The following is a 12,183-nucleotide window of genomic DNA, read 5'->3' as shown; positions in this document are numbered from 1 at the left end:
GCCGTTATTTCTTGTCGTCTTTATGGCTGTCTGCAGGCGCTTTTTTCTCCGGGCGCGGGCGGCCCCCGGAAAGGGCACGCCAGAAAGGAATGCGACGGGTTACGGCAACCATTTCATCGACACTGTCGCTGATGCCGGACAGGCGATCCACCGTGTCACGCAAGCCCACCAGCTCATCCACATGTTCGGAAATCTTGAACACCACCATGTAGAACTCGAGCAGGGCTCGCAGTACCGATGCCGCGACCAGGAAGGTGAGTGGTGCGGCGAAGAAGAAGTAAAAAATACCGCGCCAGGTGGATGCCATAAAGGCTTCCACGCACAGGTACAGCAGGCCCATGGCGATGGCGGCAAGGGCAATGCCGTAGACCCCCGGCATGACCTGGATGATCATGTATTTATCGAACTTGAAGTTGAACAGTTCGCGCCAGTATTGCACTACCCAGAAGCATCCCCGGCGGACTTTTTCGTTGAATTTTTCCGGTGCGGGCGGCTGGAGGGTCTCCTCGCTGGCATCGCGTTGTTGATCTACCATTTTGCGTACTGCTCCTCGACAAAACCGTAGTGGCGTTCGATTGGCAGGCGGCGCCCGTCATCCAGGCGAAGCTCGCCATCGAAGTGACCAAACAGCTGGTTGAAGTTGCTGGCAAACAGGCCCAGGTTGAGGCGCTCTTTGTGGTTTCCGTTGGGGGTGAACTGAAGGTGTACCCGGCCGCACAGGCTGCGGATTGTCCAGGGTTGCATCAGCTCGTCACGGTTGTAATCAAATATCACTCCGCCGGTGGGGACCATGACATCATCGATCCACAGGCAGTTTTCGGAAAAGGTTGTCTCATTGACACCACAGGACAGGTTAAGCCCGACCCGGGTATCACCAACCCGGGTAGACAGGCAGGCCCAGTTCCAGAACGTTTCACGGCGCATATAACCGGCGGAAAAATCATGGTGGCCGTTGGCGTCGATGGCGCTCAGGTCAGTGTGTTTGCCCTGACGTTGTAATGAGCCGGTGACGGCTTTGCCGGCTACCTTGTTGGCATAAACCCAGCCGTTAATACCGGTGCGGGTGCACAGGGACATGGGCTGGTATGCCGGGCCCTCGTTCATATGAGCATCCAGTGTCAGACCATCCAGTTTGATTGACAGGCTTTTGCTCAATGCTCCCTGGTCGTCCTGCTGGTAGCCCAGTCGGATATCCACGTTTTTTTGCCGGAATACGCTTTCGCCCTGTTGCGGCGATGCCGACATGCGCAGGTCCCTGCCCAGGGGGGAGCGCCAGGTGTATTCGTGCAGGGCGCCGGTTTGTGGTTCAAACAGGTAGAAAAAGGCCATGCCCAGGTAGCCGGTATGGGCAAAAGCGCAGCCGGCCAGCAGCTCATCACTGATGATGCCGAAATACTGGAACTGCTTGTAATGAAAATGCCGGGCAAAGGAAGAGGCCGGTTTGCCCATGGGCGTGCGGTAATCCGCCGCACGGCCGTTAATGTTTGCCACGGTTTCCGGGAACACACCGAAAGCAACTCGACCCTGGTTGTCCACCAGTGCCGGCGGTTGTTGTTGAAATGTCATGGGGTTGGCCAGCTGACAGGAACAATGAAGCCCGGTTGGTCATGGTGAGGGCCCGTGACCATGAGCGCGCGTGAATGGCCTTCAACATAGTCAATCACGGTGGCGCGATCAACGAAATTGGTACCTTTGTCTGACATAAAAGGGGTGGGCCAGCACGGGCGTTCAATGATTGACCAGGGGCCGTCCTCCAGCTCGTCGGTGGTGCGCCACCAGCCTCGCTCGTGCCCGGGGTTTGGTTTCACACCGGTGGGAGGGATAGCGCGATGGTAGAAGAGCCTGCCGCGGGTCAGTAGAGCCTGCCCGTGCACCTCCCAGCCTTGTTCGGCCAGCTGGGTGCGGGCAATGTCCGATTGCGAGCGAGGCAGTTGCTGTTGGTAGAGGTGATGCGCCTTGCGGGCCAGGGTGTCGTGGCGATTGGGGCCATACCATTGCTCGGCGGTGGCCAGGTAGAACTTGAGCGCCAACTCCCAGTGCCACAGTTCGCCGCTCAGTCGGTCACGGATCAGCATGTCCAGCTCGCCCAGGGTGCGTCCTTGCTCGCGAATGGGCAGGTTGCTGGCAATGCGCTCCAGCCCCGGGCTGGCATCCACCAGGGCGGCGACCCACTGCTCGAAGATCAGCCCCAGGCGCCGTGGGGCGGAGTGGCTCTGTAATTGAGCAGCGGCACGATGAAGTAATGCCGGATCTGCTTGCAGCTCTCGCTGCAGCAGGTGTCCGGCATCCAGAAAGGGGGTGCAGGGCAACAGGGCGGGAGCCTGAACCAGCCAGCCGAGCTGGCGGAGCAGGGTGTCTGTTGCGTTGTGGGTCATTACACCGATGTAGGCACCGATACGGGTCGTTCTTCACGTTTTTTCAGGGCACTGCGAACCTCGTCAGCCCAGTGCAGCCAGGCTTGTTGATCAAGGATGCCCCGGCGCAGGGTCAGGTAGGTAAACAGGTCACGGTCGCGGCTGGTGTCATCCAGTTTGCTGGCCAGTGACTCGAAGGTGTTTAGCCGTTCACGGCGCAGATCGGCCTGGTCGTCCAGCTCTCGGAGTATGGACGCACTGTCGGACAGATCGCCGCCGGCAATCTTGACCATGAACGCATCGCGGATGCGTGGTGGTGCGGCTGGCTTGCGAAGCCAGCGAATTAACTCGTCGCGTCCTTCATCCGTGATCCGGTACAGTTTTTTGTCCGGTTTGCCGTCCTGGGGGATATGGCGATATTTCACCATGCTCTGGTCGTTGAGCTTCCCCAGCTCCAGATAAATCTGCTGGTGGGTGGCGTTCCATACCAGCCCAATACTGTTGGCAAATTCGCGAGCGAGGTCGTAACCGCTGGCTTCCTGGTCTTGTAGCAGGACAAGTATGGCATGGCGCAAAGACACGGCTCACTCCTCGTTTTTTTGTGATGTAATACCAATTTGATAGTAGAGAGCTGTGTAGTTGCTGCGCAATCCGTTGAATAAGTAGTTTTGTAAAAACTTGGTGAAGTTAGCCTACAAGACCCGGCAAGTGTAAGTATTTGTTATCAAAAGAGATGCACTGTGTAGGCCGTGTAGCGGATAAAGGAAAACGACGTTGCACTTCCATGTCAGTGCAACGTCAGCCGGGGGGTTGTCTTAGCGGGTGCGAGGGGGAAAGGAGAGCAGCATGCTCTCCTGATACTGCGCCGAGGCGAGCAGCTGCTCCGGCCCCAGCTTGGGGATCAGGTTGCTGATCAGGCTACGGCTGGCCTTGCGGGTGGTTTCCACGCCCACGTTGGCGACTTTGCGCAGCACCGGACCGAAACCTAGCAGGGCCATGGGGCGCTGGAAGTACCAGTCGATCGCTTCATCGGTGAGCGTGAGCAGGTAGGCAGCCAGTTCGCGGCGGGCCTTGTCTTCTTCTCCCTCCTGGCATAAGCGGATGACGTCCTTGCACTGGGCGCAGTGCGCTTCGCTGACGGGGAAGGCCACATACCAGTGGTCGCCGTCGGTGGCAGGGTGACGTACCTGATCCATATAGTCGGCGGCGGCCTGGTTCTGCGTCAGGTCCATTTTTTTCGCACTGCGGCCGATCACCAGGTGAGTGGTTTTGCTGATGGTGCTGCAGGTCATGTTGACCACTTTGAACATGCCGGGGCTCAGATCCGCAGCCTGCGCTGCGCGGGTGATGAAGGCGGCCAGGGCTTCCTCGATAAACTGGGCCATGATGGCCTCAATTTCCTTGGGTTCCGGGCGTTTGGCGCCACCGTTCATGCGCTGGATAAAGGCATCAGTACGCTGATGAAGGCTGTCACTGGAGCGGAAGGCCACATGGGGAGTTGTCATTCTTTTATTCCTTTCAGGCAATCAGGCACGAAACCCCATCTTACCCAGCGGGTATTCAGGGATGAATGACCCAAAGTGGTGGCCGGGTGGCTATTTCTTTTTCCCGGCGAATGGCAGATGATTCGCGACCGGCAAGAAACCCGCGTGATGGCGGGCCTGAGGAGAATGTCATGTTAGGCGTCGTGAACGCGGATGCGGACCAGGTAAAACGCTGGTTGCAGCAGGCCAATATCCAGCACTATATCTGTGAGCACTGCCATGCGCTGCACCTGTCTGAGTTGCAGGGCCGTGAAGGGGTGGTGGATGCGCGGCTGTTCGTGGAGGACGATGGCATCTTGCTGACCAGTGAACTGGAAGTGCGCCCGGCCGCTTTGTTTGCAGTACAGGCGGAATTGAGCCGGCTCAACATGGCGTATCCGTCGGTGAAGCTGTTTCTGGACGTGAACGATGATTCCCTGCCCCGCCTGGTGGTGTGCGATCTGCTACTGGGGCGTAATGGGGTGACCTTCGAGCAGTTCATCTATTTTGTGCAGGCGACGGTGGATGCCACCTCGCAATTGCTGGATGAATGCCAGGAGGAAGGTTGGCTGCTATGGCCAGACGACTTTGATCCTGACGCCGGTGGGGCGTTGCACTAACAGCGAGAGGGCACAGCCAGTGCATGATAATGCGGATCTGTTGGGCGGGGTGGGCGGCAGCCCACTCGATGGCCTGATTGATGGGCTGGCCCGGCAGGGTTTCGCGGTGGCGCCCGGCTATTTCCCGGCGGCGCTGGTGCGGGCCTTGCGCGAGGAGGCGTGTTACAAGGACCAGCACGGCGAGTTTCGCCTTGCCGGCATTGGCCGTCGCCAGGAACACCAGAAGGATACCCGCGTTCGCAGCGACCGCACCTGCTGGCTCAAAGGCGATTCGCTGGCCCAGTGCCAGTTGTTTGAAGGGCTGGAAAGCCTGCGGCTGGCGGTCAATCGCGAGCTCTTCATGGGCCTGTTCGAGCTGGAATCCCATTTTGCCATTTACGGGCCGGGGGATTTCTACCAGCGCCACGTGGATGCCTTTAACGGCAACAATGGCCGTTTGCTGTCTGTGGTGCTTTATCTCAACGATAACTGGCAAAGCGAATGGGGTGGGCGCCTGCGTATCTGGCCGGAGGCGGATGCAACCCGTGTGGCCACTGAGGTGGAGCCCCGTGCGGGGACGCTGGTGGCGTTCCTCAGCGAGAAAATTCCCCACGAAGTCTTGGCAGCTACCCGGGAACGCTACAGTATTGCCGGATGGTTCCGTTGCAACAACACTACCGCCGACTGGCTCGATCCGCCGCGCTGATACTGGGCTGCCTGCTGCTGCCGCATCCGGTAGGCGCGGCGCTATGTGCCGAACCGGGGCGTGACGGTGCCATGTTGTCTGGCAGCACCATCAATGGTTATTTTTCCGGTCCGGACAACCAGGCGTTGCCCCCGGGCACGCGTACTCTGACGTTGTCCCATTCCCGTGGCCGGGCTGTGCTGCAGCCCGGCGATCTCGCCCTGTTAATGCAGGTTCAGGGCGCCCCCATCAACACATCGAATTCCCCGGCCTACGGTCAGGTGCGTGGCGATACGCCTGCAAACTGGGCGCAAGAGTGGGTGCGCATCGAGCGGGTGGATGCCGATCAGGTGCGCATCCTCGGCGCGGGCCCGGGGGGTGGGCTGCTCCATCATTATGACAATGCCCCGGCTAACGAGGAACAGGGCCGTCGGCGCTGGCAGCTGGTGCGGGTGCCACAATTCGACAGCCTGAGCCTGGAGCAGGATGTGGCGGCGTTGCCCTGGAATGGCACCACCGGTGGGGTATTGGCAGTGGATGTGCGCCGCCAGCTGGACCTCAATGGCCACACCCTGTCGGTGCGCGGCACGGGTTTCCGCGGGGCGCCGGCGGTGTCGTTGCAGGGGGCGTTGGGGCGGCCGGATGACTGGCGCTACAGCACGCCCAGTGTGGACGATCAGGCGGCGGGCTATGGCCACCATGGCAGCAAGGGGGAGGGCCTTGCTGGCACCCCTTTACTGCTATTGCCCGCTGCGACGCTGGGCTACCCCCAGGGCGATATGGCCAGGGGCGCGCCCGCCAATGCCGGTGGTGGGGGCAATGGGCTGGATCTGGCGCACCAGCAGTTGGGTAACGGCGGTGGCGGCGGTAATGGTGGCGCCGGTGAACAGGGTGCGCCGGAGCAGGGTGGCGGTGAGGGAGGCCACCCGGCGGTGGCAGGCTGGATACTGGGCGGCGGCGGCGGAGCGGCTGCCAAGCGCAACGGCGAGGGAGGAAACGGGGGATCGGGTGGCGGCCTGCTGGTGATTCGGACTGCGCGGCTTGTGGGCGAGGGCCTGCTGGATCTGAGTGGTTTGCCGGGGCGCGTGATCATAGGTACAGGCCGGACGGAGGCCATTGGCGGCGGTGGCGGTGCCGGTGGGACGCTCTGGCTGGATGCGCCTACGGCAACGACGGTATCGGCAAGCATTGAGCAAACCGGTGGCGCGGGTGGCGGTGCCGGGGGCGCTGGCGGGGCAGGCCAGCCGCTGGCGGCCCGGGATGGCATCATGCCGGCTCTGCGCCCGTTACCGGTTTCGGGTGTAGTGGCGGGCTATCGTTGTCGGCCGGCGGGCCACTGGATTACCGGGCAGCTGTTCGACGACAACGGCGCCGGGGAGCCGGCCCTGGCGTTTAACGGCCAGCCGGATCCGGGGGAGCGTCGTTTGGCGGGGTGGGCTGTGAGCCTGGCCGGTGCGGGCAACGAACCCGGCAGGATCAGCACAGTGGAAGGTGGGCATTTCCAGTTCCGGCTTTCTGAAGCTCGCAGCCAGGGGCAACCACTGGCCCTGACCCTGGCTCTGCCAGAACATTGGCACGTCCCGCAATTGCCGGGCCTTAACGGTCAGGCGGGCGAGCATGTCGGCGAGACGCTGCGTTGGGGGTTGCGTGCGTTGCCGGATCAACATTCCGGGCCGTTGTTATTGGGGCTGGTGTCCGAGCCGCTTTGGCGGGGGCCTGACAATCAGCATCTGGAAACGGGCAGCACCTCGGTGCTGCGGTTTGAATACCGTGCCAGCCTTAGCGGGCAGGTGCAGTTCGCCAGCGCCCACCCGGCGGTGCGCAGTTTGCTGATGGACCGCCACTGTTCTGGCAACAGTGAACAATGGCAGAGCGGTAAAAGCCCTGCCTGGACGGTTACGGCGGGTGAGCGGGTCTGTGTGCGTGTACCGATTCTGTTTCAGGGAAAAGGCACGGCCATTTCCGTGACCGCAACCACTGTCGCTGCCGGTGCTCCTGACGGGTTCTCGCTGCCTCCCCAGACTGTCACGGTAAAAATTCTTCCTGCCCCTTGAAAGTAATTTGCAGGCCCCCATTTTCTTATCCAGTGACAACTGGCCGGTTGGAGCAATGCAGACAGTCTTGATGACTGCCGGCGGCTCCGTGTCACATCAACCATTTTTAAACCGTTTTCCAGCGGACGCCTGCGGGGTCTGCTGGTGAGATTGGAATGAGGATAGTGTGATGAATACCGGATTTTCCCTTGCCCCGTTGTTTCGCCATTCTGTGGGTTTTGACCGTTTTGATGAGCTGCTGGACGCGGCGCTGCGTGCTGACCAGTCCAATGGCTACCCCCCTTACGACATCATCCGCGAAAGTGATGGCCGCTACCGTATTGTCATGGCCATGGCCGGCTTTGCGCGCAGCGACCTGGATATCACCGTGCAGGAAAATGAACTGCGCATTCGCGGTAACCTGAAGACGGAACAGGACAGTGAGCGAACCTGGCTACACCGCGGTATTGCCCGCAGGGCTTTCGAGCGCACGTTCAAGCTGGCTGACCATGTGGAAGTGGAGGCCGCCGGGCTGGAAGATGGCCTGCTGACGGTGACTTTGACCCGCGTGGTGCCGGAAGAGAAAAAGCCCCGTGTGATCCCGGTTGACGGTGCGCCGGCACCTACAAAAAGTAATTAATCGCTCACATTCTGTGACGCGGTTTTTGTGACACAGTAAAGGGGCCATTACGGCCCCTTTTTGTTAGTTTCAGGAGTAGTAAAGGCAACGGCTGCCCCAATAGCGCAATGGCATAACCGGTTGGAGCAGTCATCGCTAAAGGATCTGATCACGGCAGTGAGCGGTCTTCAGAAGCACTGCCGGTCAGGAAGACTGGCGCACAGTACGGTCCGCGTACTACACGCACAAAGCGGTCGATTGTTCGCCATTTGTTTGCCACAGGGAGAGGCAGCAATGAAACGACTCTACTATTTCACCAAATCACTCGCGTCCGTTCAGGGCATCACCGGTGAACTGCGTCAGGCAGGGATCGGTGAAAACCGCCTGCATGTCATGGGCACCGACACCATGGCCATCGCCCAAGCTCATGTACACGGCACCACCCCGTGGGAAGAAACCGACATCATGCATTCGGGGTTTCTCGGTGCGATTATCGGTATGGCGGCTGGCTTGTTCGGCGGCTTCTTGCTGGCAGGGCTTGATCCCTGGGGAACCAATCTGGAGAGTGGCGCCATTATCGGCGCGACCCTGTTTGGTACCTGTTTTGGTGCCTGGCTGGGCGGTTTGCGCGGTGTCTCGTCCACTAATCATCACTTGTCTCCCTATATCGATCGGGTCGAGCAGGGTGATTACCTGATGATGGTGGATGCCGATGACGATCTGCAGGCCACCAAGGTGGAAAAGGTCATGCATGGCCATCGCCATGAGGCGGAAGAGGCAGGCCGGGAAGAGCATTTCAGCCCGTTTGATTGAGTGAACGCCGGAGGCCAGATGCAGGACGCCGGATAAAGAAATCACCGCCAAGACGCTTGACGCGACAAGTGGTCCTTACACTGATTGGCGTCAGGCGTCAGGCGTCAGGCGTCAGGCGTCAGGCGTCAACTTTTCCATCCAATAAGCCGCCACGTCCAGCATGCGGTGGCTGAACCCCCATTCGTTGTCGTACCAGGCCAGCAGTTTCAGCTGCGGGCCCAGTACCCGTGTGTGGTTGGTGTCCACCACACAGGAATAGGGCAGGTGATTGAAGTCGCTGGAAACCAGCGCCAGATGGTTCATCGCCAATACCCCCTGTAAATCCCCATGGGCGGCATTGCTGAGGCTCTCATGGACACCTTCCACCGTGACGGGCTGTTCCAGCAGTAGCGTCATATCCACCAGCGACACATTCAGCGTGGGCACGCGCACGGCCATGCCGTCCAGTCGCCCGGCCAGATGCGGGAGCACTTTCCCCACCGCCCTGGCGGCGCCGGTGCCGGTGGGGATCATGTTCACTGCCGCTGCACGCGCGCGCAGCAAATCGCCATGGGCCTTGTCCACCAGGTTCTGGTCATTGGTGTAGCTGTGGATCGTGGTCATCAACCCCTGCTTGACGGTGAAAGCCCGGTCGAGCACATCCACCAGTGGCGCCAGGCAGTTGGTGGTGCAGGAGGCGTTGGAAACGATTTGCTGGCTATCATCAAGCAGGCCGTGGTTAACGCCGTAAACCACCATGGCGTCGGCATCGTCCACCGGGTAGCTCACCAAGACGCGGCGGGCGCCAGCGTCCAGGTGGCCCTGGAGCTGTGCGTGCTGCTTGTAGCGACCACTGCACTCCAGCACCAGATCCACCGCGTGCTCGCCCCAGGGCAATTGATCCAGATCAGCGGTGGCGAAGCAGGGGACCCGGCGGCCATCAATCTCCATGGCATCGCCGTCATAATGCACGGAATAGGGCCAACGGCCATGGGTGGTATCGAAGGCAAGCAGGTGGGCAAGCACATTGAAATCGGCCAGGTCATTGATGGCGACCAGTTCAAAACGCTCCCGTGCCGGGTGTTCACTGAGGGCCCGAACCAGGCAGCGGCCGATGCGGCCGAAACCATTGATGGCAATGCGAATGGTGGGATGGTTGTCCATGGTGCCTCCCTGTCCGCGGATAGGCCGGGCAGGGTGCTTGCGCCTTGCTGGCGGCCCTGCTCTTGCTACTTCGAGTGTAGTCCTGCGGCCAGGGCAGGGCCAGCCTGCTCAAGCTTTAGTCAGATGAACGCCCAGGCCCCGCTGTTCTCTTGCAATAGCCGTGGGCATTCGCCACAATGCGCGCTCGTTTCGCGGCTGCCATGCCCGAAGCGCGTTATGGTCGACCCGTCGGTCCCCCCGCAACGATAAGCTGCGAACCCCGCCAGGCCCGGAAGGGAGCAACGGTAGCAGTGGACTTGTGTGCCGGGGTGTGGCTGGCGGGAAGACCGCTCTAATTTCCCCGCTACACGCCGCTCGCTTTCACGTAACACGTTTCTCCCACTGTCCTCCCCCCGGGAACTTCGATAGCATAAGCGCTCTGATTCCAATCCCTTTGTATTGGTGGCCATGATTGCCGCTGGAGTGCTATGAGTTATCAGGTCCTTGCCCGTAAATACCGCCCCCGTACCTTTGATGAACTGGTGGGGCAGGAGCACGTTTCACGGGCCCTGATGCATGCCCTGGATCAGGATCGGCTGCACCATGCCTACCTGTTCACCGGCACACGCGGGGTGGGGAAAACCACCATTGCCCGTATTCTCTCCCGCTGCCTGAACTGCGAGCAGGGTGTCAGTGCCCGTCCTTGCGGCGTATGCCCTACCTGTCAGGAGATTACCGACGGCCGCTTCGTGGACCTGATCGAAGTGGATGCGGCCAGCCGTACCAAGGTGGAAGACACCCGCGAGCTGCTCGACAACGTGCAGTACGCACCGACCCGGGGCCGCTACAAGGTGTACCTGATCGATGAGGTGCACATGCTCTCGGCGCATTCGTTCAATGCGTTGCTGAAAACCCTGGAAGAACCGCCTCCCCATGTGAAATTCCTGCTGGCCACCACCGACCCGCAGAAATTGCCGGTGACCGTGCTGTCCCGCTGTTTGCAGTTCAGCCTCAAGGCGTTGCCCGCCGAGCAGATTGCCGGGCACCTGAAGACCTTGCTCGACAAGGAAATGATTCGCTACGAAGAGCCGGCGCTGCTGTCACTGGGTAAAGCGGCTCAGGGTTCCATGCGGGATGCATTGAGCCTGACGGATCAGGCGATCGCCTTCGGCAGTGAGCAACTCAGCAGCGAGGCGGTGAACGCCATGCTGGGTACGGTGGACCGCAACCACGTCCTGACGCTGCTGGTGGCGCTGGCGGAGCAGGAGCCCGGTGGTGTGTTGCAGGCGCTGGCGACGGTCAGCGAGCATTGTCCCGGCGAGCTGGCCTTGCTGGATGAACTGATCAGCCAGCTTCACCAGCTGGCGGTGTGCCAGGCGGTGCCCGGCAGTTATGACGAGACCCAGCAACAGCTGGCGGCCGCACTCACTGCGGAACAGATTCAACTGTATTACGACGTGGCCCTGAGAGGGCGCCGCGACTTGCAGGATGCACCGGATAGCCGTGCCGCACTGGAGATGTTGTTGTTGCGCATGGTGCTGTTTACGCCCAAGGGTGTGCTGGTGCAGGGGGACAGCCCCGCCGCAAAAAAGCCTGAAGCGGCAGTGCCGTCGGCAGAGCCCGGCGGTAAGCCGGATTTGCGTGCCCTGCTGAACAGTCCGCCTGCCGCTGCGTCTCACTCAGAACCTGCTGCGCGCCCTGCTGCTCAGCCCCCCGAGCCGGCCCCTGCCACGGTGACATCTGCGCCCGCTCAGCAAACGGCTCCTGTAGAGGCGGCGGCACCTGCGTCTGCGGATGACGCCCCGCCCTGGGATGAGGGCCCGGCTTCTTCTTCTCCGTCAGCGTCGGCGGCCCTGGCCCAGGTAGAAGCGAATCAGCCAGAGCCTGCTGCCGAGGCTGCAGCGGCGGTGGCAGCCCAACCGCAGAGTGACCCTGAGCCAAACGCTGAGCCTGCCCCGGAATCCGAAAACCTGGCGCCATTGGCGGAGCCGACCAATGAGGCGGAAGTGGCCACCTGGTGGGCCGCCTTGTTGTTGCGCCTGGACGTGGATGGCACGGTGCGCAATATCGCTCGTAATGCGGTGTTGATCAGCCGTGAGGAAAGCGTCTGGACGCTGCGCATCAGCCCCGGGCATCAGGTGCTGGTCAACAAGGAGCGGCTGGAAGAATTGAGCGGTGCGCTGGGCAATTACTTCCAGCGACGCATTCAGGTTCAGGTGGAATTTGAGCAGCAGCCGGGCGAGACCCCGGAGCGAATGGCCGAAGCGCGTCGGCAGGAATTGCTGGCCCAGGCCAAGGATACCCTGCACGCCGACCCGGTGGTGCAGCAGTTGGTCACCACCTTTGCGGGGCGATTGGACGAAGAAAGCGTCACCCCGAAAGAGACAGTGGAATAAGTACGCCGGAAGCGAGACGCATGACCCCGGACGCTATAA

General features: G+C 61.1%; 12 protein-coding genes and 1 other RNA gene. 7 read left to right on the top strand and 6 right to left on the bottom strand.

The window, feature by feature from the left end; translation table 11 throughout:
* Positions 1–4: 4 nt before the first annotated feature.
* The 5 genes from ADG881_RS04805 to ADG881_RS04785 all read right to left on the bottom strand — a co-directional run bounded on the left by ADG881_RS04805 (position 5) and on the right by ADG881_RS04785 (position 3,859).
* Complete coding sequence (locus ADG881_RS04805) at positions 5–535, bottom strand: DUF4282 domain-containing protein (RefSeq protein WP_007150581.1); 531 nt, start codon at positions 533–535, stop codon at positions 5–7.
* Positions 529–1,566: a DUF2804 domain-containing protein gene (locus ADG881_RS04800; protein WP_007148459.1), complete on the bottom strand. Its 1,038-nt coding sequence runs from the start codon at positions 1,564–1,566 to the stop codon at positions 529–531. Before ADG881_RS04800 ends, ADG881_RS04805 begins: the two co-directional genes overlap by 7 nt.
* Entirely contained in the window at positions 1,563–2,375 is an 813-nt protein-coding gene (locus ADG881_RS17215; RefSeq protein ID WP_007149463.1) for a DUF1853 family protein, read from the bottom strand. Before ADG881_RS17215 ends, ADG881_RS04800 begins: the two co-directional genes overlap by 4 nt.
* Entirely contained in the window at positions 2,375–2,935 is a 561-nt protein-coding gene (locus ADG881_RS04790) for a PadR family transcriptional regulator (protein ID WP_007149877.1), read from the bottom strand. Before ADG881_RS04790 ends, ADG881_RS17215 begins: the two co-directional genes overlap by 1 nt.
* A 234-nt stretch (positions 2,936–3,169) precedes the next feature.
* A complete protein-coding gene (locus ADG881_RS04785) occupies positions 3,170–3,859 on the bottom strand; it encodes a hypothetical protein (RefSeq protein ID WP_007151560.1) in 690 nt (229 codons plus the stop codon).
* A 170-nt stretch (positions 3,860–4,029) separates the two neighbouring features.
* Here ADG881_RS04785 and ADG881_RS04780 point away from each other — a divergent pair, with 170 nt between their 5' ends.
* The 5 genes from ADG881_RS04780 to ADG881_RS04760 all read left to right on the top strand — a co-directional run bounded on the left by ADG881_RS04780 (position 4,030) and on the right by ADG881_RS04760 (position 8,626).
* Positions 4,030–4,497, top strand: coding sequence for a YbjN domain-containing protein (locus ADG881_RS04780; protein WP_039926142.1), 468 nt, complete (start codon positions 4,030–4,032; stop codon positions 4,495–4,497).
* Between the two features lie 19 nt (positions 4,498–4,516).
* Positions 4,517–5,182 (top strand): 2OG-Fe(II) oxygenase, encoded by a 666-nt coding sequence (locus ADG881_RS04775; protein ID WP_007148897.1) that lies wholly within the window; start codon positions 4,517–4,519, stop codon positions 5,180–5,182.
* Complete coding sequence (locus tag ADG881_RS04770) at positions 5,140–7,215, top strand: hypothetical protein (RefSeq protein ID WP_007148999.1); 2,076 nt, start codon at positions 5,140–5,142, stop codon at positions 7,213–7,215. The genes ADG881_RS04775 and ADG881_RS04770 overlap by 43 nt, the downstream gene beginning before the upstream one ends.
* Before the next feature lie 169 nt (positions 7,216–7,384).
* Positions 7,385–7,834, top strand: coding sequence for an Hsp20 family protein (locus tag ADG881_RS04765; RefSeq protein WP_007148936.1), 450 nt, complete (start codon positions 7,385–7,387; stop codon positions 7,832–7,834).
* Between the two features lie 273 nt (positions 7,835–8,107).
* Positions 8,108–8,626, top strand: coding sequence for a hypothetical protein (locus tag ADG881_RS04760; RefSeq protein WP_007148815.1), 519 nt, complete (start codon positions 8,108–8,110; stop codon positions 8,624–8,626).
* 111 nt (positions 8,627–8,737) lie between these two features.
* On the opposite strand, the gene gap is transcribed toward ADG881_RS04760, so the two are convergent.
* The gene (gap, locus tag ADG881_RS04755) at positions 8,738–9,769 is read right to left on the bottom strand and encodes a type I glyceraldehyde-3-phosphate dehydrogenase (RefSeq protein ID WP_007149784.1); all 1,032 of its coding nucleotides are present in this window, start codon (positions 9,767–9,769) and stop codon (positions 8,738–8,740) included.
* Between the two features lie 226 nt (positions 9,770–9,995).
* Between gap and ffs the strand changes: the two genes are divergently transcribed.
* Positions 9,996–10,092: signal recognition particle sRNA small type (gene ffs, locus ADG881_RS17325), an RNA gene on the top strand.
* Between the two features lie 144 nt (positions 10,093–10,236).
* Entirely contained in the window at positions 10,237–12,144 is a 1,908-nt protein-coding gene (dnaX, locus tag ADG881_RS04750; protein ID WP_007149796.1) for a DNA polymerase III subunit gamma/tau, read from the top strand.
* Positions 12,145–12,183 lie beyond the last annotated feature (39 nt).

The organism is Alcanivorax sp. DG881, from assembly GCF_000155615.1.
Classification (GTDB): domain Bacteria; phylum Pseudomonadota; class Gammaproteobacteria; order Pseudomonadales; family Alcanivoracaceae; genus Alcanivorax.
This window is presented reverse-complemented; position numbering and strand designations above follow the sequence as displayed.